General features: G+C 59.7%; 21 protein-coding genes, 1 pseudogene and 1 other annotated feature. Of the genes and pseudogenes, 3 read left to right on the forward strand and 19 right to left on the reverse strand.

From position 1 onward, the window contains the following. Positions 1-109: 109 nt before the first annotated feature. The 7 genes from IHQ71_RS29755 to IHQ71_RS31955 form a co-directional block, all read right to left on the reverse strand. Complete coding sequence (locus IHQ71_RS29755; protein ID WP_258163096.1) at positions 110-1,402, reverse strand: glucoamylase family protein; 1,293 nt, start codon at positions 1,400-1,402, stop codon at positions 110-112. Positions 1,403-1,667: 265 nt separating this feature from the next. Further along, positions 1,668-2,102 carry a DUF1801 domain-containing protein gene (locus IHQ71_RS29760; RefSeq protein ID WP_258163097.1) on the reverse strand — a complete coding sequence of 145 codons (435 nt, stop codon included), beginning with the start codon at positions 2,100-2,102 and terminating at the stop codon, positions 1,668-1,670. 41 nt (positions 2,103-2,143) lie between these two features. Further along, positions 2,144-3,175, reverse strand: coding sequence for a polysaccharide lyase (locus IHQ71_RS29765; RefSeq protein ID WP_258163098.1), 1,032 nt, complete (start codon positions 3,173-3,175; stop codon positions 2,144-2,146). 222 nt (positions 3,176-3,397) lie between these two features. Further along, positions 3,398-4,255, reverse strand: a complete 858-nt coding sequence (locus IHQ71_RS29770; RefSeq protein ID WP_258163099.1) for an endonuclease/exonuclease/phosphatase family protein — start codon at positions 4,253-4,255, stop codon at positions 3,398-3,400. A 432-nt stretch (positions 4,256-4,687) separates the two neighbouring features. Beyond that, positions 4,688-5,065 (reverse strand): response regulator, encoded by a 378-nt coding sequence (locus tag IHQ71_RS29775; RefSeq protein ID WP_258163100.1) that lies wholly within the window; start codon positions 5,063-5,065, stop codon positions 4,688-4,690. Then, on the reverse strand, positions 5,062-5,319 hold the full coding sequence (locus IHQ71_RS31950; RefSeq protein WP_308737978.1) for a YidB family protein: 258 nt from the start codon (positions 5,317-5,319) through the stop codon (positions 5,062-5,064). The genes IHQ71_RS29775 and IHQ71_RS31950 overlap by 4 nt, the downstream gene beginning before the upstream one ends. A 54-nt stretch (positions 5,320-5,373) precedes the next feature. After that, a complete protein-coding gene (locus tag IHQ71_RS31955; protein WP_308737979.1) occupies positions 5,374-5,613 on the reverse strand; it encodes a hypothetical protein in 240 nt (79 codons plus the stop codon). Between the two features lie 212 nt (positions 5,614-5,825). Here IHQ71_RS31955 and IHQ71_RS29785 point away from each other — a divergent pair. Further along, positions 5,826-7,057, forward strand: a pseudogene (locus tag IHQ71_RS29785) (IS3 family transposase). Then, positions 6,110-6,225: a sequence feature (AL1L pseudoknot), on the forward strand. (Overlaps the previous pseudogene by 116 nt.) Positions 7,058-7,154: 97 nt before the next feature. Here the strand turns inward: IHQ71_RS29785 and IHQ71_RS29790 are convergent. After that, the gene (locus tag IHQ71_RS29790) at positions 7,155-7,469 is read right to left on the reverse strand and encodes a hypothetical protein (RefSeq protein ID WP_258163101.1); all 315 of its coding nucleotides are present in this window, start codon (positions 7,467-7,469) and stop codon (positions 7,155-7,157) included. Positions 7,470-7,590: 121 nt separating this feature from the next. On the opposite strand from IHQ71_RS29790, the gene IHQ71_RS29795 reads away from it, so the two are divergent. After that, positions 7,591-8,610, forward strand: coding sequence for a LacI family DNA-binding transcriptional regulator (locus IHQ71_RS29795; RefSeq protein ID WP_258163102.1), 1,020 nt, complete (start codon positions 7,591-7,593; stop codon positions 8,608-8,610). Between the two features lie 484 nt (positions 8,611-9,094). Here the strand turns inward: IHQ71_RS29795 and IHQ71_RS29805 are convergent, their stop codons facing one another. The 11 genes from IHQ71_RS29805 to IHQ71_RS29855 all read right to left on the reverse strand — a co-directional run bounded on the left by IHQ71_RS29805 (position 9,095) and on the right by IHQ71_RS29855 (position 24,881). Continuing rightward, complete coding sequence (locus IHQ71_RS29805; protein ID WP_258163103.1) at positions 9,095-11,740, reverse strand: AAA family ATPase; 2,646 nt, start codon at positions 11,738-11,740, stop codon at positions 9,095-9,097. A gap of 180 nt (positions 11,741-11,920) precedes the next feature. Beyond that, positions 11,921-15,394 carry an AAA family ATPase gene (locus tag IHQ71_RS29810; protein WP_258163104.1) on the reverse strand — a complete coding sequence of 1,158 codons (3,474 nt, stop codon included), beginning with the start codon at positions 15,392-15,394 and terminating at the stop codon, positions 11,921-11,923. Then, a complete protein-coding gene (locus IHQ71_RS29815) occupies positions 15,394-16,665 on the reverse strand; it encodes a DNA repair exonuclease (RefSeq protein WP_258163105.1) in 1,272 nt (423 codons plus the stop codon). The genes IHQ71_RS29810 and IHQ71_RS29815 overlap by 1 nt, the downstream gene beginning before the upstream one ends. A 342-nt stretch (positions 16,666-17,007) precedes the next feature. Next, positions 17,008-17,589: an ANTAR domain-containing response regulator gene (locus IHQ71_RS29820; RefSeq protein ID WP_258163106.1), complete on the reverse strand. Its 582-nt coding sequence runs from the start codon at positions 17,587-17,589 to the stop codon at positions 17,008-17,010. 14 nt (positions 17,590-17,603) lie between these two features. After that, complete coding sequence (locus IHQ71_RS29825; protein ID WP_258163107.1) at positions 17,604-18,731, reverse strand: transporter substrate-binding protein; 1,128 nt, start codon at positions 18,729-18,731, stop codon at positions 17,604-17,606. A gap of 10 nt (positions 18,732-18,741) precedes the next feature. After that, the gene (locus IHQ71_RS29830; RefSeq protein ID WP_258163108.1) at positions 18,742-20,103 is read right to left on the reverse strand and encodes an amidase; all 1,362 of its coding nucleotides are present in this window, start codon (positions 20,101-20,103) and stop codon (positions 18,742-18,744) included. Next, positions 20,100-20,240, reverse strand: coding sequence for a hypothetical protein (locus IHQ71_RS29835; RefSeq protein WP_258163109.1), 141 nt, complete (start codon positions 20,238-20,240; stop codon positions 20,100-20,102). Before IHQ71_RS29835 ends, IHQ71_RS29830 begins: the two co-directional genes overlap by 4 nt. A gap of 1 nt (position 20,241) precedes the next feature. Beyond that, positions 20,242-20,940, reverse strand: coding sequence for an ABC transporter ATP-binding protein (locus tag IHQ71_RS29840; protein WP_258163110.1), 699 nt, complete (start codon positions 20,938-20,940; stop codon positions 20,242-20,244). Continuing rightward, positions 20,933-22,750 (reverse strand): ATP-binding cassette domain-containing protein, encoded by a 1,818-nt coding sequence (locus IHQ71_RS29845; protein WP_258163111.1) that lies wholly within the window; start codon positions 22,748-22,750, stop codon positions 20,933-20,935. Before IHQ71_RS29845 ends, IHQ71_RS29840 begins: the two co-directional genes overlap by 8 nt. Positions 22,751-22,761: 11 nt before the next feature. After that, complete coding sequence (locus IHQ71_RS29850) at positions 22,762-23,628, reverse strand: branched-chain amino acid ABC transporter permease (protein WP_258163112.1); 867 nt, start codon at positions 23,626-23,628, stop codon at positions 22,762-22,764. A 44-nt stretch (positions 23,629-23,672) separates the two neighbouring features. After that, positions 23,673-24,881, reverse strand: coding sequence for an ABC transporter substrate-binding protein (locus IHQ71_RS29855; RefSeq protein WP_258163113.1), 1,209 nt, complete (start codon positions 24,879-24,881; stop codon positions 23,673-23,675). 440 nt (positions 24,882-25,321) lie between these two features. Between IHQ71_RS29855 and IHQ71_RS29860 the strand changes: the two genes are divergently transcribed. Beyond that, a complete protein-coding gene (locus tag IHQ71_RS29860) occupies positions 25,322-26,311 on the forward strand; it encodes a sugar phosphate isomerase/epimerase (RefSeq protein WP_258163114.1) in 990 nt (329 codons plus the stop codon). Positions 26,312-26,315: the final 4 nt, after the last annotated feature.

Genomic DNA, 26,315 nt, shown 5'->3' on the forward strand with positions numbered 1-26,315 from the left:
ATTGCCGGTTCGTCTGCTGACTTTGTTCTAGTGAGTTAATTGAATCGGGTCGGCATGAATTCAAGCGTTTCTCGTCCGTCGATGACGGCGCTGACAATTGCCTTCTCCTTCAGCCGGCTGAGATAGCCATCACAGTCTCGATGTGCGAGGCCGTGGGCGACCCTATTCCAAGTCTTTCGAGGCCAAGTTTGATTTCCGGTGCGTCCATAAAAAGATTCCATAGAAGTCCGGACCGGTGGTTCTCGATCATCGCGATGATCGGCCCCTGGTTTACAGCGAGATAGCTCTTCGAAATCCACCGTCCATTGGCCGCGAACGCGTCGACAAAGCCGTAGCGGCCCCAGAGCCGGCCATCGGCAACTGCAAGATAATGCCTCAGCGCAGCTTCTGCTGCTTCCGGCAGATACGGAAAACTCGAGAGCGCCGCCGTCGGGGCAATAATGCCGAGGTCATTGTCCGGCGCGCTGGCCACATAGTTCGTTGGACCATGCGACGACGTCAGCCCCCAACACGCCGCGCCATAACCGGCATGCTCGTTCGGATTGTGCACGGCGTGCGCATGGTGGATTGAGGCATGGGCGACGTTCTGTTCCCAGTAGTCGCAATATCGGTCCCGCATCCAGCGCGGGTTGAGGCCGCAGAATGGGGAATGAGCCAGAAACAGCGGACCTCCGAACGGTCGGCCTACGGGTAGGATGTGGCCGTAATAGCTGTTGCCATTGCGCAAAGCTCCATTTCCTGCCCAGCCGTGATGGAACCCGCTGTCGTCAATTGCGTGTTGTTGCGCACCGGCCGCGAGAACGTAGGCAAGCAGACCCTCGTTCCAACCCGTGATCGGAAGCGCCATCTTCCATTTGTGCTTTGGGCTCCAATGCCAGTACAGCGCCTCGCATGGGCCAGGCGTGTACCAATCCCACTCGACGTCATCGACCAATTCCTGAATTTGTGTTCGTAGCAGACTCGCGTCGGAATCGTTGCCGTCGAAATATTGACGTGCGCAAATCAAGCCTTGCAAGAGGAGGGCGGTCTCGACCAGATCACCGCCATCGTCATGACGCGAGAAAGGCACGACATGTCCTGTTGCACCATTGATGAAATGCGGGAATGCGCCATGGAAACGCGGTACTTTTCCTAGAAAAGCGACCATCCCAAGCATCCGTTCTATCGCCTGCCGGCGGTCGATCCAGCCACGGCTGGCTGCGACAATGATCGCAAGGAACGAAAAGCCCGAGCCTCCAGTGGAAACGAGATCATTGCGTGCATCCCCCCAGGTCAACCGGCGATCGTAGGCAAGCCCACTGACGGGATGCGCACCCTCCCAGAAATAGGCAATCGTGGACCGCGGGACGCGGTCGAACAGTTGCTCAAGCGGACTTGAGCTGGCGGGGGGTGTCTTTTTCATATGCTAAGAATCTCGGCACTTGCGTCCGCATTGTACCATGGCCGCGATACGATTTTGTTGTCGCAAGCCATTTGAAATAGAAGCCGCCTGCCTTCAGCGAGATTGGATGACCCAATCGCCAGATTCGAACAAGGGGGTCGGCAGTTCGGATCCCATCACCCCGAATTCTAAATGAAAGTCTTCGAACCTGGACCCAAAAGCAGATCTATCCCTACATCGCCGCGTCGCGAGGTAATTTGAGCTCGGAGATCGTGTCCCTGTGATACTAACCCGCTTCAGCAACCGGGGCCGTGGACGATCCCCTCGGCCGCCGCATAGGTCCGCCGGGTGTCTCTTCAAGCACGCCGAAATCTACCTCCGACAATTTGGTCACGTAGAGGCAGGCCTTGGAGCGTTTGTGCTTGCCGAGCTTCGCGAGTAGCGCCTCATATTCGGGGAATCCGCCGACATAGAACACGAGATTCGCTGACCGTGGCGAGAAGGCGACGCGGCACATATCGCCGCCATGGCCGCTGGCGCACTGATAGCGATAGATGCCGAGGCCGACAATCGAGGGACCCCACATCACCGCGTGCTCGCCAGTGACATGCTCCATCATCGCGCGCAGCACTTGGCCGTCGGCGCGGCGCACGCGATGCGTGACGCCGTTGAGGAAATCATCGACGCTGACGTCGGTCGGTGTCGTCTTGATCTCAGCCATACGCGCCTCCCTCAGCCATCGCAATGGAAGAAAGTAGCTCGCTAGGGCGCAAGCTTGCCCTCTGGGTCGACGTCCGATTTCCGTTCACTCCGAACATAGCTATCGAGTTTGGTCACGGTATCAAATTCGGCAGGATCACGATAAGCGCCGAACTTGAAATACTGATTGACCTCGTCTGTATACGGCTTGAACCCGATCGTCCCCTCGATCTTGGCTATCTTCGTGCCGTTCGCCCAGATTTCGATAAGGCCTCGCTGATCGGGGATCAGTCGCATGTGGTAGACCATGGTGGTCCATTTGCCGAAAGGGTCGGGCAGCGGGGCGTACCGCGTCACTTCAAGGTTTTGCACGCAACCCGACAGTTGGGCGAGCGTACCGGGAAGATTGGCGTGAGCCGTCTCTTGCGCGTCATGCCCGACGGAGAGAACCTCTTCCTGAGCAAATTCCAAAACCCGAGGAACGCTTAGGAACCGGTGCGGAAAGCTGTCGCCGGGCTCTTTCGGGGCGGAGGCTTGCGTCGCAATGAAGACCCGGCACAACGTGTCGAGCTTATTGCGCGCGGGATCTTCGTTATCTTGCTCTAGCGTCACACTGAAGGCACGACCGTTGAAGCGTTGCGCCAGGATCGGCGCGTTTTGCGGCGAGCGATCCCGCTTCCACTGACCGATGACGAAACGGCCTGTGTCAAGCTTGATGCTGTCATCGACGAACATGTCGAAGCGGTACCAAATATCGGTTCCAAGCGGCGCTTCGACCTCATCCGTTTCCCATAGCTCCGATCTTTCGTCGCCATCCTTGGTATATTTGCCGTCCTCATCGGCACACCCGAGATGGACGAACCGCAGCGCAAACGCGCTGCTTTTAAGAAGCGGTCGGACGATCTGGGTGGCTGCCGTGCGCCGTGCGCCATCGGCCTTGCCGAAGGTAAAGTCATTTTCGTCGCGATTGCAGACATACCAGTGCTTCGCGGGGGTCTTTGAATCAAACTCGTCCTTGATCGTGGCCGAGCCTGCAATCGCTGCTGCCGGTGAAAAGAGAGCGAGAAGTGTCGCTACCACAGAAAATAGCCGCACCTGCCTATCTCCTCAATTCATGTTGATCTTCAGATTGCTCGGGCAATGGTCGGAAAGGCGCTTTTTGTCGTCGAGCGTGGGCGACGGCCAGGGGAATTGCGTCTCGGATTCCGCAGTCACCATGGCGGCGGTCTTCTTGCCGTAGATGAAGAATTCGATCGGCAGGATGTTGTATCCATCTGGGTTGGCAACGCTTGTGGGATTAGGTTGCCGGAACTCCCGCTAGCATATCGACATGTTCGCATAGGGCTGGCGGAATATCTCGATATCCGGCCGGCCTTCTCGGTCGATACCGTCGCGGTTGGCGCTGTAGCCTGTCATTCCTGTCCACGCTTCGTCGGGAATGGAGCCAGGCTGTGCGTCGAAGCGCCGGTTGAAGTCGCCGACAATCATCCAAGCATGGCCGGCCGTTTCGCGCGCCTCGATCCACTGGCGCAACGGGTACATTTGCTGGCCCAACGTGTCGCAGGCCTTGTCCTTTGGCCCTGCCGTCGCCGGGTCTGTGCTCCATAAGCTGAAATGCACGAAATCATCGAAGCAGCCGCTTTTGAGATGCACATCGAGGACGCGCAGTCGCTTGCCGCTCTGCGCTTCGACCGTGATATCGAGGCCCCAGCGCAGATTGCGAAGGACTCCATTATCCTTGAATTTAACATCAAGGGGTTTGTAGTCGCTGATATCGACGAGCTTCAGCGGCGAGCCCGGCCGAAGGGCTACGCCGTGATACTGCACGCGCTCCGCCGTTGTCGGTTTCACTGCCGTCATGCCGGATTTGGTGCAGACCGGTGCTGCCGCTTGGCCTTCAGCTTCGGCAAACTGGCCGCTAATGCAATGCTGCCAGCCTTCCGCCACCGGAAAGACGGCATCGAGCGCGGCGGGGCTAGTCACTTCCTGCAAGAAGAGAATGTCGGCCGCGAGCATATCGCGCCAACGCTTCAAATCCGCGTAGTCCGCATCCTTGCGGACATAATCGTCAGGGAAGACGGTCTTGGAATCGCCCGGATATATGAGTGTCTGGATATTCCAGTTCCCCAGCACCACATCCGCAGCCTGCGCTGAAAACGGCAAAACGATCGCCATGAATGCGATCGCGGCAATACTCTTTGCCATACGAGCCTCCATCACAAGCAATTACCGCCGGCGCAACTTGTAACCACTTTTTGGCGCGCCGTACATTCGATTTTGATGACAATCTCGATTTGATTGCCGCGACTTCGCATATCCAACCCAATGCCGGTGTGTGGATAGTTGACCTGACCACTTGCGCCATCTCGCCCAGCAAACGGAAGACCTCCTCCGAACGAGGATTGTCGAACCTTCATGATGTCATCAGCGATGAAGGGCGCCGGCGGGCGCAGCGCTGCGAAATTCCTCGTACCCCTCGAGCCGAAGCGCAAGTCTCCGAGAAATAGGCGCGAATTTGATGACTTATTAAGATCGCAAATGGGTGGGGCCGTTACATTTGCCGGGCCTTTTGCCACCCATCCCTATGACTAAATCACTCGCAAACGATCAGCGAGCGTCACAATGACAGTATTCTTCTATGGCTTCGTGGACGACATCTTGGGAGATTGGCTTGGCAACGAAGATCGCCGACGGTGGGAGGTCGCCGTCGACTGGGCGCGCGGCACCTGACGCGACAACGACGCAAATGTGAGGCCAGCGGTTCGCGACCTCCCAAGCCAGTTGGCACCCGGTCATGTATCCGGGCGTCTCGATGTCGGTAACGACGAGTTTGAGAGAGGGGTAGTCAGTGAGAAATTTGAACGCATCCTCGACCGTTCTCGCCTCAATGACATCAAAGCCCTCTTCGGCTACCATATTAGCGGTGTCCATCCGAATGAGCGGTTCGTCATCGACGACGAGGGCGATCGGCTGATTGTCGGTCATAAGACTATGCGACCGACACTTGGAACGGATGTCGGCGCTGCCGAGCGATCGGTCGTGCCGTTAAATTCGTCCTCGCTCGGCACCACGCCATCAGGTGTCAAATCATCCACGGCCTTCGGCAGTTCGCGCGACAAGCGGCTGAGGATTTCCTCTTTCGACAGCCCAGTCTTTGCCGTCAGCTCGCCGAGGACATCGTCACCAAGGGCCTGGGAAAGGTCAGGTTCGTCGATGGGTAGATTGGGTCCGGTCGTCACCCAGGAGTCCGCGCGGTCGCCGAGCCCATTTTGCTTGAACTGATCGAGAAGACCTCACAAGCCTCCGTTGAGTATGCCGCCCGGAGAGGACCCGCCAAAGATGTTTCCCAAGCCGCCCTTGGTCAGGCCGCCCAGAAGGTCGCCAAGACCTCCCTGGTTCTGCGCCACGGTTCCGTCAGGATTGGTTGATTGGCCGTTCTGCAGGCCGCGCAGCATTTCGGCGATCTTGTCACGGTTTTGATAACCCGCGACGGCGAGAACAGCGAGAAGGGCGGTAAGTGGACCACGGGACATGAATACTCTCCTTGGGCTTTTCGGATGATGCAGCAGGTAATGGCCTAACGGTTCGCAAGAATGTCAGTTCCCGTGCCATTGTTTGAACTTGCTGATCGCCCCATTTTTTTGGGGAAGAGGTTGTGTCCGTGGGGATATTGACTTAGCGCCTAGAAATCGAGGTGAACCGCACCGGATTGGCCGGAGACCCCAACTCGTGAGAAGTAGGGTCTATGACAAGCAAGACGACGAACAAATTCTCTCCTGAAGTCCGCGCCCGCGCCGTTCGAATGGTGGCGGAACATGAGGCAGAACATCCGTCGCGGTGGGCGGCGGTTGCCTCAATAGCGGCCAAGATCGGCTGCTCGGCACATACACTCAATGAGTGGGTGAAGAAGGCCGAGATCGACAGCGGCAAGGGGGCCGGTCTGCCGAGTGATGTCGCGGAGAAGATGAAAGCTCTGGAGCGGGAGAACCGCGAGCTGCGTCAGGCGAAGGAGATTTTGTCCAAAGCGTCGGCATATTTTGCCCAGGCGGAGCTCGACCGCCACTGAAGCGATGATTTCCTTCATCGACGAACACCGCCCGGTGCTCGGGGTCGAGCCGATCTGCAGGCTGCTGCCGATTGCCCCGTCCACCTACTATGAAGTCGTTGCCAAGCGCACGGACGTGGACCGCCTGTCGGCCCGCGCCCGTCGGGATATGGCCATGAAGGTCGAGATACGCCGGGTGTTCAACGAGAACTTCCAGGTCTACGGTGTGCGGAAAGTTTGGCGGCAGTTGCAGCGGGAAGGCTTTGAGGTTGCCCGCTGCACCGTTGCTCGGCTCATGAGGGCAATGGGGTCTTCAGGGCATCATTCGCGGCAAGCCAGTCAGGACTACCGTCTCGGACAAGGCCGCTCTATGCCCGCTCGACCGCGTGAACCGCCACTTCAAGGCTCCCGCGCCGAACATGCTCTGGCTCTCCGATTTCACATATGTCGCGACCTGGCAGGGCTTCGTTTACGTGGCTTTCGTGATCGATGCCTTCGCCCGCCGCATCGTGGGCTGGCGGGCAAGCCGGACGGCGCAAGCGGGTTTCGTCCTCGACGCTCTGGACCAGGCACTTCATGATCGGCGGCCCGTCCATCGCGGCGGGCTCATCCACCATTCCGACAGGGGCGTACAATACGTGTCGATCAAGTATTCCGAGCGGCTGGCGGAGGCAGGCATCGAGCCGTCGGTCGGCAGCGTTGGCGACTCCTATGACAACGCTCTCGCCGAAACGATCAACGGCCTTTACAAGGCCGAGGTCATCCATCGGCGAGGACCATGGCGCAACTTCGAAGCCGTGGAGTTCGCCACACTCGAATGGGTTGACTGGTTCAACAACCGACGTCTTCTGGAACCTATCGGAAACATTCCGCCAGCACAGGCCGAGGAACGATACTACGCCATGCTGGACGCACCAGCCATGGCAGCATAAGTTAAACCAACCGGTCTCCGGTAAAGCCGGTGCGGTTCAAGGGCAGGTCGGCATCGTGCTTGCGAGGGGAATTCAATCGCTTCGAGTTAAACTTCCCCTATTCGAGCCGAAGGACTGATCTAAACGGCACGTTGAAGAGCCGGGTCCCAAGTTCATCCTCTACTTCGAACTCGTGCCCGTCGATCACTTCTCCCCGACGGACACGTTCTGCGGCAACGATCTTTTCGAGGGACGGCTTGGTATATTTCTGAACATGGGTCTGGCCCATCTTCAGGGTAAGCCCTTTGTTCATCGCGACACCAAGCGGTATTTTGTCGCCGAATCCCACATAGACACCAGGAATCGAAATCGTGCCTGCTTTCCTGCAGGACATAATCGCTTCCCGCTGTACCTGGACCAGATCCGAAGCCATGTAGGTCGCTGCCTTGACCCTTGTCGACGATGGCGTCGACCGCACGGTGTCCCGATGCCTCGCGCCCGACGGCATCGACGCAGCTATACAACGAGGGGAAACTGGGATCAGCAGAGGCGACATGACGGCAAAGGCAAGGCCTAACCTGCGGAGGCTCGCGGACGAGCTCGGTCTGTCCGTCACGACCGTGTCGCGGGCGCTCAAGGATGGGCCGGAAGTTCATCCCGACACCATCAGTCGCGTTAAGACAGCGGCGGAGGCGGCCGGATACGTGCCCAACCTGCACGGGCGGGCACTGCGTACGGGTTCGACCCGCAACCTGACCGCTATCCTGCCGATGGAGACGAGGGACTATCTATCCGACATCATCAAGCTTCCTCTGATGGAGGGTATGACAATGGCGGCGAGGCAGCTCGGCTACGCGCTGACCATCTTTTCGACCACGCCGGAGGAGAGTCCGCAAGAGAACCTCGATCAGGTTCTCCGTTCGGGCGCGGCCGATGGAGTTGTCATAACGCGTATGCTGGCGGCGGATCCGCGAATTCCTTATCTGCTGGAGCGAGGTGTTCCATTCATCGCATTCGGTCGCAGCAATCTCGACCGGGACTACGCCTATGTCGACATCGACAATGAACGTATCGCCTATGAAGCGACCTCTCTTCTGATCGAACGCGGGCACGCCCGCATCGCGCTGCAGTTGCTGGTCCGGGAGGATCAGTACAGCGCTATGCGCTTGGCGGGCTATCGCGGCGCGATCGAAGATCACGGGCTAACCCTCGACCCCGACCTGATTGGGCAAGAGGATTTTACCCTGGAGGCCAGCGAGCGCTGGATCGGGCGGCTGCTGGACAGCGCCGACCCACCGAGCGGGCTGGTCTGCGCCAACGAATTGGGGCTGCTGGGGGCGCTCAGCGCCTTGCGCAAGCATGGGCTTGCACCCGGCCGCGACTTCAGCATTGCGACGCGCGACAACACCCGTATCGCGCGCTATCTCTCAACGCCGCTCGTGGCGCATTCAGTCGACATGGTCAGCGTCGGCCGCGCGCTGGTCGAGGGGCTCGTGCATCAGATCGAGCATCCGGACGACCCGCCGACGCAGAAAATATTCGCCGGCGAAATGTCGTTGATCGGCGACGAGTGATTACTGAGTTGGGTTCGAATCCGCTCACCAAATTCGGTTTCGCAGGCTCAATGTAGCTCCCGCTCAGCTTTCAGATATGACGGGGCCAGGGGTTCCACTCCTATCAAGGCCTTGCGGTGGGAAGATCACCATCGGTGATTTCGGTGACTACGAGATCGGTGACATAAGCTTGCCGTCACTAACAACCGTCAACGCGCAGGCGCGACAGATCGGCGAGCGCAAAGCGCAATTGTCAAGCGTGTTTCGAGTTTGTTTGCCGGCCTTGACCATGTCTTGCGCAATGATGTGAGCGATTTCCGGGATGCAGCCAAGGCTGCTTTCCCCAATGCCGGATATTAACAACGGACCACATGGATACCGTTGAATTGTTGCAGGTGTGAGAAATTGATGTTGGGCAGAATTGCAGAGGTCGGCGGTTCGATTCCCATCAAGACCTTTGAATCGCATAATGACGGGGCCACTGGTTCCATTCCCAGCACCGCATTCATTTATTCGGCTTCATCTGTGGACGCGCTGCCTCTGCAGCGTCACTCTCAGTCTTGAGATCTGCAATCAAGGTTTCAATTTCAGCGATATGAGCGCCGAATTCCTCAGGGGCGGGAACTGGGACTGTGTCAGCCGCCGGATTGTCATGACTGTAGGTATTGGCCCGTGTCATGCCCTCGTGGAAGCGAATTGCTAACGCATCCGACAGACGAACGTAGCGCAGCAATTGGGTCTGTATCACGTCAGTCCCGCGCCGAACGATGTCTCGGAAGATGATTTCTTCCACCACCCGCTCATAAGTATCTCGCAGGCGCCCATATAGGTTTTTTACTTTGTATTCGTAATCGGCTGGGCTCGTGGAATGAAGCTTACCGAGAGGAGCCGCATCGCTCTTAATGCGGCCGATGCGCTTTGCGACGTTCAAACCTTTCCATACCATACCGGCGGCATCGACCTTACCCGCCGCCGCTTTGTCGCTGAATAGCGCGATAGTGACCGGTTCGATCCCGACTTCGTCGGCCGCCCGGGAAAGCTCGTTGAAGAAGATAATATCGTGTGTGAACACGATGACTTGGCGCTTTGACGCCTCCTCGGCGATCCGATCCGCGACCCTCGCACTTCTGTCGCGATCTAGAGACGAGACCGGATCGTCGATCACAATTGGGCCCGATCCATCGGTCAAAGTGACTTCGGTCAGAAATCCCGCGAGCGCCAAGGCACGCTGCTCCCCCTCGCTCAGGATATCTGAGGTGACCTTCGTCAGTTTTGTTTTCGGATCGATCTCGAATTCAGCTTTGGTCTGGCCACTCTTACGGGCCAGGCCGACATTGAGGTGCATAATATCAAACCGTGCGCGTTCGGAATCGAACTTCGTGACGACTGCAGTGGTCAGATGGGTATCCAGTAGCTCGTTTGCACGTTGCGTGATTCCACGCGTCTGAACGTCGGCAATCGCTTTCGCATAGGCATCGTCAATGACGAGTAGATTGCGCCGAGCGATCAGCTTCGCTTTATTCGCGGTAATCGTCTTCCGATCCTCGAGCTCTGCCTTCTCGGCGACAAGTTTGGCCCGCTCCTCGCCATTGCTTGCCTGGGTCAAACCATCCCTTTCGGCTTTCAACTTAACCCCGAAACCCTTCACTTCCTCAGTCGGCACTGTAACTGGTTTGTCCGGCTCGCTTTCTTTGCCTTGCAGCCTGCTAAGAGCATCCGCCCGACGGGCGAGAGCGGCAATCTGGAAGACCGACAGGCTATCGGCGAGCGAACCGTCGCGCTTTCGCACTTGTTCGAGACGGTCTGGGAAGTCAGCTGCCCGAAGGCAGGCGAGTTCGTCAACTGCCTCAAGCGAATCTAGGACCGCTTGCTCGGCTGCCGTCGCGGCAGAATCGAGGGTGTCATCCATGTACTTCTGAAAACGTTGCATTCGAGCAGCACCCTCTGGAAGGAGGGGCTGCTGACACAGCACACATGACGCGCTTTCACCTTCCGATACTAAGACCGGAAACACCTGTCCGACATATGCGTCTTTGATAGAATAGTCCCGAGCCGCCGCCCAAAGCGCTCGCCAAGCGTCGCTACCCACGGCCGACAGAGGTTCATCGGTAAATAATTCACCGGCTGCAACCGCAGCGGCCTGGCGAGCAGACACCGCCGTAGCCCGAAGTTTCGAAAGCTTGTCTAGGGCCCCGTCTGTGAATGCTGATCCGACAACCTCACACTCCGCCGCAAGACCATCCGCCCACTTTGACAAGGCGCTGACGTCCGCTGCGGCTGCAGCACCCGCGGACAACACAGCGGCGACCTCGTCAAGTCGCTCCTGATTACCGGCGCCAAAGGCGGTGGCGGCGTCAATTTGCGTGTCGGTCGTCGACTTGGTGACTGCTTTATCGAAGCTTTGAGCCTTCGTATTTCGTTGCTCAGGAAAGGAGATGGCCGTGAGGCTAACCTTATTCCCCACCTCTTTTGCCCGCCCGTCGTCTAATTTCTCCTTCAGAGTAATGCAGACGGCGTTGAGGCGGTGGGGGAGCGCAAGTCCGAAGGGAAGATACCGGATCTGATTTCCACCGTCGACGTAAAGCTGTGCCGAGGCCGTGTCGAAAACTGAAACCTGCATCAATTGCGGCGAAGCAGGCGTGCCCGGCGACCAGGGAACAGCGATGTCGCCCGCGCCCCCATCGATCAGAATCTCGGCAGACTGTGGACCAGCGGTGCTCCCATAGACGTCTGCGAGGACCTTCAATTTTGCAGGGTTTTCAATACGCGTTCGGCACGCCGTCCGTAGAATCCGGACAAAGCCGCTCTTCCCGCTTCCATTTCGGCCATAGACAATCGTCAGCGCGTTCGGACAAAAAGCGAGGGAGGCATTTGAGACAAGCCGATTCACATTAGCGACATTCGCGATACCTTTCAGAATAATCGTTTGGTGTTCGCCGCCACCGAAGTGGTCTTTGGTGAATGGGATGGCATTTGGCGGGTCTGCCGTAAGGCTGAACCCGGCGGAAAATTTGACCATCGCCAACAGTTCACCGATATCAGTGTCGGTCAGCTCGTTGCTGATTGCTAGACGCCGTAGGGCGTCCCGCTTCCAGGACGAAAGCTTCCCTGACCATTCCAGAACATCGTCAATTGGCTCCGAAGTCATCATGCTTCCCATAACAGAAGAATCTGCATCTTCACCTTGTGTTTGCAGGTTGTTTCCCGCAGATCAATATCCCAATCATCCCCTTTGATTATTAGTTGTGCGCAGCGTTCTTATTTCGCTGTTCTGAGCAATAACAATGTGTGAGCAAGGCTATGTTCGGCGTTAGGGCTTGGCAGCTGCTGATCACGGCAACCGATGGATGACCACATTGGGAACGACGCTTCGAGCAATCTCGCAAAGATGCCAATGATGCGTGAGGTAGATGACCTGGCCCACTTTGGCCATCTCGCCCAGCAATCGGAAGACCTCTTCAGAGCGAGGATTATCGAAGCTCTCCATGATGTCATCGGCGACGAAGGGTACCGGCGGGCGCAGCGCCGCGAATTCCTCGTACCCCGCGAGGCGAAGTGCGAGATAAAGCTGAAACTGCGTACCCGTCGACATAGCATCCGCGAGCTTCGAGCCGCCATCGCGAGATAGGCCGATGAGGATTTCCTTGTCCTTGTCTGGCTGCGTTGCCAAGCCTGAATAGCTGCCACCGGTGATCAGGCGGAAGGCCTCCGAGGCGCGGTTCATCATCGAGCTGCGATGCTTCTCGCGATAGATATGCAGCGCCTGCTCGGCGGCGAGCGTGCCGGCTCTGAGGGTGAGGTGGCGCATAGCCAGTTCCTCGATTTCGAGAAAAATGGTCCGCCGTTTGGCTTCGATCCGTGCGACCGCGTCGTCTCCGCCCACTGCCTCGAGCTTTTGCCGCGCCAGTGACATCTCGGAATAGAGAAGCTTGGCATTCTCGGTGAGATCTTCTATGCGCGCGCCCAGCTCCATTGCATCCCGTTCGAGGGCATCGGCCTCAACAGCAGAGAGCCTCTCCTCCGCCTCTTCGAAGCCGGCCACCCGCAGCGCGTCGGCAATCTGGCCGCGAAGCGTGGCAACCCGCTCCTCCAGCCTGTCGCGTTCCTTCGCCTGACTTAGAAATGTCTCGACCGCAGCAAGTGTCTCCGCACCGAAATAGTTGGTCAGCTCATTCTTCCGGGCGTTGTGAACGACAAGCTCGTCCTCCAAACCCCGGCGCCTGTCCAATTGCTTTTCCAGGTCTGCCTGCCGGTCGGCCCGAAGCTGGGCTGAACGCTTTGCGATCTCATGGCGCTCGGCCAGCGCATTGGCAGAGGCGAGTGCGTCCCCCACTGATTGCATATGGCCGCATTCGACAAGAAGGCTGGCTACCTCTGTCCGGAACTGCTCCCGGTCCCGCTCCATCGCGGCGATGCGTTGCGCCAGATCCTGCCGCTCTTTCAGAATCGCGGGTAGCGTGCCGAGCGCGGTCAGTATCGCGCGGACGCCGGCAATCGAGCCGATCTTGTCGGCAAGCCAGGTTTGCGATAGGGCGCCGGTCCATTCCCGATCCCAAGCCGCGACGGCATCCTCCGCCTCACGCTGGTCGCGCTCGCGTTCCGCCAAGTCGCGCGTGAGGTCCGCCACCATCTTTTCATGCGCCTGCCATGCGGCCCGGTCGACCTTGCTCGCCGCAAGCACATCGCTCGCGACCCGCACGAGGCCATCGACTGGCAGCTGGTCTTCGACATCGATTTCGGCCTCGGCCAGGCTGGTCGCGAGGGCCACGCCGTGGTTTGCCAATTCGGAGCGGAGCGAGCCCACCGCAGCTTCGGCCTGTTGCAGGTCGCGCCAGGCTGCTAGTGCCGCAGAACGTCTAACACTCCATGCCTCTAACGCGGCGACGCACTCGAGCGCGCCGCCCTCGGGTTCTAACGGTGCGGGCAACAAGCCGCTGACCCGATCCGCGAGCGCGTCATGTTCGGCCCGCGCCTCGGCGAGCAATTCTCGCTGCCGTTCGATCTCGGCCTCCGTCGCGGCTTCCGTTTGCCTGAAGTGGCGCAGCTCCGCAAGTTCCTGTGCGCGCGACAGTCGGCTTGATGACAGATCATCGTCCTGTCGCATCCATGCCTCGAATGTCCGGGCGGTGGCGGCATCGAGGGTTGCGGCATGTGCCTGCCACGCCGCGTCACGCTCGGCGCGAAGCCTCCCGGCTTCGGCATCGTCGATCGGGCCGCCGGCGACGACGACCGCGATCCGTGCCTTGACAAGTGCCTGCTCCGTGCCGAGATCCCTCAGCCGGGCCTCGTGATCCGATACCCGCTTGCCGACAGCATTTGCCTGGTTCCGCCATGTCTCGATCTGGCGTGGTTCGGCCGAAGCTATCAGACGTAAGGCTCCGGCGTCGCCGGTCCAAGGTGCGAGCTCCGCGAACCGGCTCTCTTGGTCTCGGTTCTTCTGTGTCAGAGTGCGCTCTTCCACGGCAAGACGCATCGCGAGGTCCGAACCGGTCAGGCGGTTAAGTGCCGTCCCAATGCGGGCGAGATGTGCCGGATCGGAAATCCCTGCCGTATCCCGATCTGCTGCCTCTTTGTCCAGCCTCTCGAGACTTTCACGGATCCGCACGAGCTCGCGCCGGGCCGCGACTCGTTCCGCTTCAATGCCCGAGCGCCGTTCGATCAGGTCGCGAATGATGCCGATCAAAGAGGCCGGCAGCAACAGCATCTCCGGCGCCGCATGGTCCGCCTGTTCCAGGTCCGTGAGCAGGCGGGAGAGAATGCCTTCCTGCTCAGCCAGAGCCAGCTTGCGCTTCGGCAAGTCGCCTTCGGCCGCAAGAAACCGCACACGCCCCTGGTCGAGCCCATCCATGTGCGTGGCAATCGACAGCATCTTCTCATCTATCGCGATCGCCTCGATCTCGTCGGCAAGTTGCTGCGTCGAGCGGTTGGCGGACTCGAGAAGCGCCTGCAATCGTGTCTCGTCGCGCAAGAGCTGCGGCAGCAGCGCGAACCATTCAGCCGGCGGCCGCGGCGGGTCGCCCATCTCGGCCGCTTCGGCTCGTAGGCGAGCGAGCTCGAGAGCCAGGGGAAGGGCGCTCAGGAGGCGGCTCAGTTCTTGATGGCGGGTCTTGGCTTCGGCCAGTTCCCGCGCCGTTGCACCATAGGCGGCATCGGCCTGTTCATGGGTGAGCTTCAGCGTCGAATAAGCGGACGCCAGCGTATCGATGGCATTGCGTTCCGCTCTCAGGCTTTCCAGCGTGCGTTTGAGTTCGGCGAGCTTCGTGTTCGATGAACGCTTCTTATAGATCGTACCAGCTTCGTCGGCGGCTGCCGCCAATGACCGGCTCAGTCCCGCAAGACCCGAACTTGCGGAAAACAAAAGTTCGCCGAGCTCGCCCTTGCTCTGGATGATGGCATTGCCGCCTTCCTTCAGCGACTGGTCGTCGAGCGAGAACATGGTGCGATAGGCCTCGCGGCCGATGCCGCCGAGCGCGCCTGCCAGCAGCGCCTCGTTCACGGATTGCCCCCGGTCGTCGACGAGGCTGCCGGCCCTGAGCTTGAGCCTGGCCAACTCGTGTTCCTCGCCATCGAATTCGAGCCGCGCGCCGACTTTCATGGTGTTGTAAGGATGGAGAAAATTGTAATTGCTGACCTGACCGATATCGTAGAGCAGATCGAGATAGGCGGCGAAGGCTGTCGACTTTCCGGCCTCATTCAGACCGTAGACGATATGCAGGTCCGGCGTGCCGGGCCGTGGCACGCCGAAATCGATCGAATGATCGGTGAATTTGCCATAGCGCACGAGGTCGAGTCTACTGAGACGCATCAGCTCTCGCCTCGATCGGTGGTCGCTTTCATCCGGGCGGTGATGTCTTCAGTGCCATCGGCGAGAAGTCCGTCAATGAAGCGCTCGAAACCGGCCTCGTCCTGCCCTGCGAATTGCCGACTTTCGGGCGGCAGGTCGGCCAGCAGATCTCGCACGATTTCCCTGATGTCATCGCGGAAACCGCTGCGTGTGATCACCTCGTCCCGCATCAGGGCGCCGAGTTCGATGACCGGGTCGGCTGCCGATGTCTCGACGCTGGTCACCGGCGGCCGGATGTCGAGCTCCAGCTTCTCGATCCAGGTTCGGCCGATCCGGTCGCCGCGCTGCTCGGCCTCGGTCTGCATGAGGTCGATGTCGCGCCGCAGCTGCCAGGCGAGCGTCGTCCGGCCTTGCAGCCGGAGACGGGCGACGAGATGCGGGGAGGCGGTCCTTTCACGTTGCCCACTGAGTCCGGACTCGATCGCTAAGGCAGCATCGCGCCATTCACTGACGCCAGTGAGGTCGATATCGACGCGTTCGAACTGTGCCACGCTGGTCAGCCGCTCCTCGACGGTAATCGTCCTGTCGTCGGCTATGGTGACGAGTGACACTGTCTTGGCACCGGCCTCGTTGATGTCGCGGCCCTGCGGCATGCCGGGCATGATGACTGTGGCGGTTCCGGCATGCTGGCTTCGCTGATGGATATGGCCCAGCGCCCAGTAATGGAAACCAGACGCATGAAGGTCGAGTACATTGCAGGGCGCATAGACGTCGTGTCCCGCCGATCCGGCCAGACTCGTATGCATCACGCCGATATTGATTGCGCCGGACACCGCCGGTTTGAATTTTGAGAGAAGTGATTCTGGCGCATGTGGCTTGGCGAAACTCAGACCATGGATTGCGACAGGCAGGCTGCCCTTCATGATCTCGACCACCTCGGCATGGCCGCCGAAGATCTTCACCGTTTCCGGCATCACGAGTTCCCTGGCGATTTTCGACATCGCATCGTGGTTGCCGCGGATCTTGTAGACGTGAATCCCGGCCCGGTGCAGCCGTTCTAGCTGGCTCGCGAGGAACCGCGCTGTCTTCATCGAGGTCTGGTCCCCGTCGTAGAGGTCGCCGGCGACGAACAGTGCATCGACCTGCTCGTCGAGGCAGAGGTCGACGATCGAAATTAGTGCCTGGCGCGTGGCATCGCCGACGAGGTCGGCAAGCTCAGGGTTTCGCAACGCCAACGAACGAAGAGGGGAGTCGAGATGAAGATCAGCGGTGTGGACGAAACGGAATGGCATTCTAATCCACTGGCACCCGGGTAAGAGGCCCGGCGAAATCGCCGGTGACGGAACTCAGTCAATCATACTTGAGGGCGGCAAGTCGGCGCCAGTGAATTCGATTGCTCGAGGTGTTGGTCAACATAAGTTTGCTCGTCTCGTTGGCCTTACCACCCGGCGAGCAGCATCGGGTGTTGGTGGATGGAGTGTCTGTTAAGCACCGACACGGCTCGATGAACTTCCCACCATTCCAATGGTCATTTGCGCACTTGCTGAGACTGGTGGTGATGTTCTGGCAAATGACGGGGTCTGGGGTTCTGCTCTCATCAAGACCGATGGAGTTGGAACGCCAAGTTCTGACGGTTATACGCCGCTTGACGCCACCACTGCGGCGGCCACCGATGCGATCGTCGCATTCGAGCTCTGCGCCTTGTCCCGGAGGCGGCGATAGGCCTCGTCCTCGGTGATGTCGCGCGTGTCGCACAGGATGGCGACGGCCTTTTCGATGACGCGGCGGGACTTCAGTGTTTCATCCAGCGTCCGGATGCGTTGCTTGAGGCGGTTTTCATGGTTGGCAAGCCCGATCGCGGTCGTCAGTGCCGCCAATATGCCGAAGATGCGAATGGGCTTTGAGATCACGCCATGCGCGTTCATGCGCTGCAATTCACCGAGGATTTCAGGTGTTTCGAAAGCAATGATGGCGATGCGAGCGATCGCATGGGCGCTCGACATCCATGACAGCGACCGGTCGCCCTGATTCCGGTTGAGAAGGAAGAGAACGATGTCGATATTGTCGGGAAGGACGTCCGGTGGAGGCCAGCGGCATTCGACCGTGCATCCAACACGCTTCAGATGCGCCAGCAGGATCTCACGCTCGGAGTCTTCGGGGTGGATGACGAGCATATGCACGCGGCGCAATTGCCGCAGCAGGCTTCCATCATCCACTTGAAGGTTCTCTGTCATACCGAAACACGCTGGCCAATCGATCGGTCATAGGCAATAAGATAGGGATCGGCCCTCACCATATTGGGGCTACGCCAGACGACTTCGAACTCGCCGTTCTCGTTCGACAGGCCCACCGATGGCCGCAACATGAAATGGTTCGTATCCGCGTCCAACACCGTGTCGCCACCCGGACCTTTGAACACGATTTCAGGGAGCGCTGCAAGAACGGCTTGGCTGTCCGTGGTTCCCAGTCGCGCCACGGCTTGTGCGTAGATATGCAGTTGCGTGTAGCAGACTTCCGAATAGACACCAGGGCAGGATTGGTCCCCGAAACGCCTGGCGAATGCCGCGCGGAATCGCCTGTTATCACTAAGGTCGAGCGCGCCGAAATAAGGCAGGACAGAGAGATGGCCCTTACGCGCGGCGGCAGGCATCCTGGCAAGCTCGGATTCCGTGGTTGTGAGCGACGCAATGGGTGGCATTCCCGTGCCGTCAAATTGCGAATGGCATTCGTAGAGCCGCACGCTTTCGTCTCCGACCGTCGTAGAGATGATGGCATCGACACCCTGATCCCTGACCAATTGCAGGAAAGGGGTGAATTCTCCCGGCTGGGTGCCGAATTCGAAATATTTCGGCCCGACGATCCTGCCGCCGCTATCGGCGACGAATTCCATCACGATGCGGTTGATCTCGCGGGCGTAGAGCGTGTCCGAGCCGATCAGCGCGATGTTCTTGCCATGGTTCCCGAACACATATTCGAGAAGCGGAACGATGACCTGGTTGGGCACCGCGCCGCCATAGATCACATTGGGGGAATATTCGAAGCCTTCGTAAACCGACGGATAGAAGAGGATACCGTTGAACCGTTCGACGACCGGCAGAACCGCCTTGCGGCTGGTCGACAGGCAGCAGCCGAAGATGGCATCGACACCGTGTTTCAGCAGCAGTTCTGTCGCCAGTTGCGCGTAGCGCTGGTCGCTTCCGGCCGGATCGAGAATGACCGGCTCGATCATTCGCCCGCCGGCGCCACCCGCCGAATTGATCTCGTCGCAGGCAAGAAGAATACCCTGGAGATGGGCGGTCTCGCTGACCGCCATCGGACCGCTTTGCGAGAACAGAACGCCTACCTTTATTGTTTCCATCGCCATGACCCTAGACATTTCGCTTGAGTTTCTTGTCGATCCATTCCGCCACCGCAAGCAGGGCCTCATCTTCACCCGGCCTGCCCATCAACATCATGCCAACCGGCATCAGGCCGGGCTCACGCGGCATTGGAATGGAGATGCAGGGAAAGCCTGCAAGGTTTCCGATCCAGCAGAACCAGGTCATGCTGTCTTGTGTCGTGACCCTGCGGCCGGAGAATTCCTGCCATTCCTCGTCCTCGCGCGGTGCCACGATGGGCAGGGTCGGGAGCACGAGCGCATCCCAATCTCCAAGGCCCCTTGTCAGTGTTTCGACAAGATGGCTCCGAATGCGCTGGGCCTTGATCAAGTCTAGGCCGCTCAGCATCCCTCCCGCAACAAGATGCGCCTGGGTGACAGTGGAATATGCGCTCATGTCGGCGTTGCTGCGCTGGACATGATATGCCGACGCCTCGCAGTGAAGGATGGCCTCCCATGCGGCGAAATAGCTGTCCATATGATCGAGCGTGCTTTCGCGGACCGACGCATCGGATGCATCGAGGGCTGCTCGCAATGTGCCATCTACCTCGTTGGAGCGTTCCAGTCCCGGGCCAACGAGATGGATCAACCTGGGCCTGCCGGAGGAGCGCGCCTCCTGGAAGGGCTTCGCGCCATCCGTGGCCGGATCGCGCGCATCCTGGCCGAAGAAATAGGGCAGGATCAGCGAGATGTCCTCGAGCGATGCCGTCATGGGTCCCGGTGCGTCCAGCGACCAGCTCAACGGCAGCACGCCGTGGCGCGATGCACGGCCATAGCTCGGTTTGAAACCGTAGATCCCGCAGGCTGCCGAGGGAATTCGAACGGAGCCGCCGGTATCGCTGCCGAGCGCCGCCGACACGATTCCAGCCGCCACTGCCGCGCCTGAACCACCGCTGCTGCCGCCGGTGATGCGGTTTCTGTCGTGCGGATTGCGCGTCGCGCCGAAGCTCGATGTGCTGTTTGTCGCGCCATAGGCCCATTCGTGCATGTTGGTTTTGCCCAGCACCACTGCGCCGGCCCGCCGGAGATTGGCGACTACCGTCGCGTCCTCTCCCGACGGTTCGAATGGCAGCGCGTTCGAGCAGGCGGTGGTCGGATAATCGATCGTCAGATAATTGTCCTTGACCGCGATCGGGATACCGTCAATCGGGCTGAGCCGTCGCCCCAGTCGCCGCCGTTGGTCCGCCGCCCTGGCCTGTCGCATGACAATTGGCTCATCGACTGCGACGAAGGCGTTCAGGTCCGAAAACGCTTTCGCGCGGCCAAGCGCAGCTTCGGCCAGGGAGGAGGCTGTCCGGCTGCCATCGGCCAAGGCGGCGATCTGGGAAGACATGGAATCATGCGCAATGGTCATGAGCGATCCTCGGCAACGAAGCCATGGGCCGGTTCCGGCAATTGCAGCGTGAATTTCCTCAGGCCGCCGCGAATGCGCTTCAGGGTGGCTTCAATCATCTTCAATTGGTCGTCAGTGAGTTCGTTCTGATGTGTCATCTCAGACTCCCAGCAATTCCTGTTGCAGTTGGCGGTTGGCGCGGAAACTCTCTCGATCGGTCTCCAGGCGGATCGCGCCCTTCTCCATCACGTAGAGGCGCTCGGCGATCGACAGACAGAAGTCGAGGTCCTGTTCGGCGACCAGGATGGCGATGTTGCGCTCCTTGTTGATGCGTTTGAGAATCCCCGAAATATCGTCGATGATCGAGGGCTGGACGCCCTCGGTGGGTTCGTCCAGCAGCAGGATTCGCGGCTGGATCGCCAATGCGCGGGCAAGAGCGAGGATTTGCTGCTGTCCGCCCGAGAGGCCACCGGCGAGATCGTCAGCCTTCTGCCTGAGGATCGGGAAATCCTCCATGGCCTCGGCAACCGCCCGCTTTCCATTGTGGCCGTTGGCCTCGGCGGCGACCGCGATGTTCTCGATGACGGTCATGCGCGGGAAAACATAGCGTCCTTGCGGGACATAACCGATGCCGAGGCGAGCGCGCCTGGCCGGCGAGGCTGGCGCGATGGCGCCATCGATCTCGACCTGTCCCTGCATGGCAGGCAGCAGCCCAGTGGCGAGGCGCATCAGCGTCGATTTGCCTACCCCGTTGCGGCCGAGCAGGCCGACAACTTCGCCGGCACCCACCGTGAGCGACACATCGCGGACGATTGTGGTCTTGCCGTAGCCGCTCGTTGCGTTGACGATGCTAAACATGCTGGCGTCTCCCGAGATAGATATCGAGGACGCGCTCGTTGGCTCTCAGCGTATCGATGTCGCCCTCGGCGAAGACTTCGCCCTGATGGAGCACGGTGACATGGCCATCAAGTGTGCGGACAAAATCCATGTCGTGCTCCACCACGACTACGGTCGTGTGCCGCGCAAGCGTGCGGACCAGGACGGAGAGTTCGCGGGTTTCCTCGTTGGTCATGCCTGCCGCAGGCTCGTCGAGAAAGACGATGCGGGGTGCGAGGCAGAGCACCATGCCGATATCGAGCCATTGCTGCTGGCCGTGCGACAGGGCCGATGCCTCGACATCCGCCTGTTCCGGAAGCCCGAGCATCGCCATGATCTTGCCGCTCACTTCGTCTGCAACTTTGGGATCGCGGGTCCGCGCATAGGCGGCGATCCAGAGGTTGTCCCGGACCGTAAGGGCGCCGAAGACCTGCGGTTTCTGGTTCTTGACACCCATGCCGTCGCGGACGCGGGCAAAGATCGCCTTCTTCGTCACGTCGCCGCCGCCGAGTTCGATCCGGCCGGCGTCGGGTCCGTAGATGCCGACGCAGGTCTTGAGGAAGGAACTCTTGCCGGCGCCGTTCGGTCCGATCAGCGAGTAGGGGCGACCGGGTTTGAAGCTTCGGCTGACGCGGTTGACAGGGATCACGCCGCCGAAGCGCTTCAGTAGCTCGGTGGTGACGAGGTGCTTGGCGGGACCGGCACTGCGCGCGGCATCTTCAAGAATCCCATCCAGCACTTTCTCGTCGATCACCACAGGCTTGCAGTTCTTGGCTGCGTCATTGGGATCGGGAAGCGAGCGCTTCCAGAGACCGCCGACCGAGCCGACCAGTCCGTTCTGCAGGAACAGCACCAGGACGATCAGCACACCGCCGAGGATGAGAGTCGTCTGGCCGCTGACAGCGCCGCCGCCCAGCCAGTAGGACAGGCCACCGATCGCGAGAGCCCCGACAAAGGCACCGGCCAATGTGCCGAGCCCGCCGACAAGCACGTAGATCGGCACCAGAAGCGCCTCCTGCACGGAGAAGATCGACGGGCTCAGGTAGTTGGACCAGGCGGCGAACAGTGCGCCGGCCACACCGGCGATCGCGCCGGCATAGGCGAAGTTCGCGAGCTGATATTTGCGGACATCATAGCCGAGAAGTTCGGTCTTCTGGGCGTCGATGCGGATGCAGTCGATCACCTTGCCGAACGTGCCCTGCATCAACCAGCGGGTCAGGAAATAGAGCAAGGCTGAAACGACGATCACCAGAACGAGCGCCTGCGCGGGTCCGAGTGGCTCGGCGGCGGGATCGAGAGCAAGGACGTAGCCGGGAATGTTCGACAGCCCGTTGTCGCCGCCGATTTCCGCCTCGCCGACCTTGATCTTCAGGGATTGCGAGAGCGACCAGAGCAGCAGGGTCAGCGTATAGGTGAGGATCGTACTTTGAAGCGGCCCCATCCTGGCGAAGAACATGATACCGCCAAGCACTGCCGCGACCGCCGCGCCGAAGATGGCGCCACCGAGCAAGGCCCAAAGGACCGAGCCACCAATGACCGGCAGGAGATTGATGGCAACGACGCTGCCGAAATATCCGCCAAGGCCGAAGAAGGCTGTCTGGCCGAGGCTGAGCAATCCACCTCGGCCCCAGACGATGTCGAGGCTCAGGCCCAGCAATCCGAAGATCACCCAGGATGTCGCGACATAGGCCAGGTAAGGATCGATGAATCCGGCGGAGCCGAGACCCAGAATGGCCGCTGTGCCCGGGAAGACGAGGCCGGCATGCTTGTAGAGAAAATGTGAGATGTTCATCTGTCCGGTCCTCACATCTTCTGTCGCCAATTGGCGGAAATGCCTGACGGAAACAGCCAGAGGATCAAGGCCGTGACGAGGAAGAAGAAGACGTCGCCGGCGACAGATGTCAGGAAGCTTGCGGTCACCGATGTACCGCCGCCGAGGCCGAGTGCGGCGATGACGCTGCCCGTGAGTGTGACCGGCCCGGCGACGACTACCGTTAGAAAAGCCTTGATGACGAAGGCAAAACCCATGGATGGCGTGGCGGGCACGATGGGCAGCAGCACTGCGCCGGCAAAGCCCGCGAGGCCGCAGCCGATCGCAAAGGTGACCGTGTTGACCCGCTTCGCCTCGATGCCGATTGCGAGCGCCATTTCGGGTTGCTGGATGGATGCGCGTGCCTTCCGGCCATAGGCTGTTCTCGTCATCAGGAGGTAGACAAAAATGGTCATCGCGGCGGCCACCACGATCATCAGCAGCGGATAGACCGCCAGGCTGTAGCGACCGATGTGCACGTTGTAATGCGGCATGCCGATGCCTGGCGTTACCGTGCCGAAGATGAGAACCGCGAGCTGATAGAACACCATGCTCAGGCCCCAGGTCGCGAGCATCGTATCGAAGAGCCGGCCATAGAGCCGGCTGATGATCAGCACTTCTACAAGCGCGCCGATCGCCATCGTCACCGCAACCGCAATGGGGATGGACAGGATGTAGGGCACGCCAGCTTGCGTTGCGGACAGGGCTGCATAGGCGCCGATCATCAGGAACTCGCCATGTGCAAGGTTGATGACGCCCATAAGCCCGAAAACGACGGCAAGTCCGATCGTCGCGATCAGCAGGATCGATGCGCTCGAGAGCGACGACAGCAGGACGGTCGCCAGGTAGTCGACTTCCATTGGAACCTCCGGAATGGCGCGCCCGGATCGGGCGCGCATCGGCATTATTCGGCTTCAGGCGTGAAATGCTTGGCGAGCGTGGGGTTCGCCACGAGGTCGCACTTGTCGTTCTCATAGAGCGGAGGCGTTTCCTCGAACGTATCGACGATCTTGAAGCTGTGCTTGTCGTCGCCCTCGGCAATATAGATGTTCTGCCTGAGGTGATGCGATCCGGGTTCGAGCACGACCTTGCCATTGGGCGCGTCGAACGTCAGGCCGCTTTCGAGCGCGGCGATGACTGCTGCCGATTCCGCCGAACCTGCCTTCTTGACCGCTTCGGCCCAGAGATGGACGGCGTTCCAGACATCGACTGCCTCGGAAACGATCGGCGTGTCGGAGCCGTATTTTGCCTGCCAGGCCTTGACGAACGCGGCATTGGCTGGGTTCTCGACAACCTGGAAATAGCCCTGGCTGGCGATCAGGCCCTTGCCGGCATCCGGCGAGACGACGACCTGCTGATTGCCCGAGCCGTAGTTGGTCGAGACGACGCCGATGCTGTCCTTGAGACCTGCGGCGGCGAATTGTTCGAGGAAGCCAGTCTGATTAGCACCGACAGGAAGGGCGACGACGAAGTTCGGCTTGGCGGCCTGGATCTTCTGGATGGTTGGCGAATAGTCGGTCACCGTCAGCGCCAGGAAATCCTCGCCGACGACTTCGGCGCCCATGGATTCCGCATATTCATGGACCCAGTGCGCGGAGATGGTGCCGAAATTGTAGTCAGGCGCCATGATGTAGATCTTGTTGCCGTATTTCTTGACGGCCCAGTCGATCAGGACGGAGAGCTGCTGCGAGGCCGACGGGCCGGTGACGAAGGTCTGCTTGTCGCAGGCGCCGCCTTCATAGAGCGAGGCGTAGAAATAAGGCACATTCGCCTTGCGCACGATCGGCCGGATTGCTTCGCGCGACGAACTGGTCAGGCCCGCAAACAGCGCATCGATCTTGTCGCTCATCAGGGCCGTGTTGGCGTACTGGATGTATTTGCTTTGCTCGGATTGGGCATCGTAGGACACGACCGAGATCGGGGCACCCAGCAGGCCGCCCTTGGCGTTGATGTCCTCGACCGCGAGATTCAGCGCATTGTTCTGCTGAATTCCGTAAATGTTGAGGCCGCCGGTGAGATCGAAGATCGCGCCGATCTTGGTTTCGGCCAATGCCGTGCCCGCGAGAAGCGCGGACAAGCTTGCCACGGATAAAGAGAGAAGTTGTTTTTTCATGTCGTGTTCCCCTTCGCTTGTGCGAGTAGGGCAGAACACCAATAGACATAAAAAAAGCGCCGTTATCCGAACCGGTGTTCTGACTACGTCGCCTAGGTTTTCGTGCGCCTCATCGCGCAGCCTTGATCATGTACAAAAAGGAGGCCGTGTCAAGGGGCAACTTTCAAGCTTGCTGAGGGCGCGTCGAAAGCGCTCGCGCGGCTCGCATCCATGCCGTTAATCAGTGGGTCTACGGTTCGATTCCGATCAAGAAAAAAAGAAAATCATAATCATATGCCGAGAGGCGGCTTTCCGGCCTTTGCTAACCTGTTGGTTGCCCATTATGGCCTCGGTTCTTGCTCTACCCTTCGCCGATTTTGTGCGGTGCATCACATTTTGCGCTTTACAAGCCGATTCCAATCTGTGAAGTAGTGCACAACTTCACAGACTGGAACGATACCTTGAACCCGACACGTTTTGCCACCCGGCTGAATTCATTCGCCTCCGCTTCCCACATCGAATGGCCAGGTCAGTCTTCGAAGCCCTCCATCATGCAAATGGCAGAGCGCGCCGCCCGGGTGAAGGGGCTCACCGATCTCGACTTGAATTATCCCGATCATGTGCGCGAAAATCCGGCGGAACTGGCTCGAAAGCTCGGCGATATCGGCCTTTCTGTCAACGGCTTCGCCATGCGCTACTATACCAACCCCGCCTTCAAGCTCGGCGCTTTCACCCATCCGGATGAAACCGTCCGCCGGGAAGCGATCGACCTGACGAAGAAGGGTATCGACGCGGCCCGTGAGGCAGGTTGCAGTCTGATGACCATCTGGCTCGGCCAGGATGGTTTCGACTACGCTTTCCAAGCGGACTACGCGAAAATGTGGCAACACGAAATCGATGGAATCCGTGAAGTTTGCTCTCATGACCCGGATTGCCTGATCTCGATCGAATACAAGCCGAACGAGCCCCGCTCCTATAGCCTGATGCCGGATGCGGCCACGACGCTGCTCGCCATCAAGGAGGTCGGTGCCGACAATCTCGGCGTCACGCTCGACTTCGCCCATGTCCTTTATGCCGACGAACAACCGGCTTTCGCTGCCGCCTTGATCGCCCGCCACAGCCGCGTGCTGGGTGTCCACCTCAACGATGGCTACGCCAAGCGCGACGACGGGCTGATGGTCGGCGCGGTGCACACGCTCCAGACGATCGAGCTACTCCGGCAGATACGCCGCGACGGCTATGACGGCGCGATCTATTTCGACACATTCCCAGATATGACCGGGCTCGATCCGGTTCACGAATGCGAGGTGAACATCAAGACCGTCCAGCGGATGTTGAAGGTCGTCGACCGCCTCGAGCAGGACAATCGCCTTGCAAGCGCGATTGACCGACAGGACGCCGTATCCACGCAGGCCATCGTTCAGGAGTTGATGTTCGGCGCGGAGCAATAGACCC

The sequence above is a fragment of the Rhizobium sp. TH2 genome (genome assembly GCF_024707525.1).
In the GTDB taxonomy this organism is placed as follows: Bacteria; Pseudomonadota; Alphaproteobacteria; order Rhizobiales; family Rhizobiaceae; genus Rhizobium_E.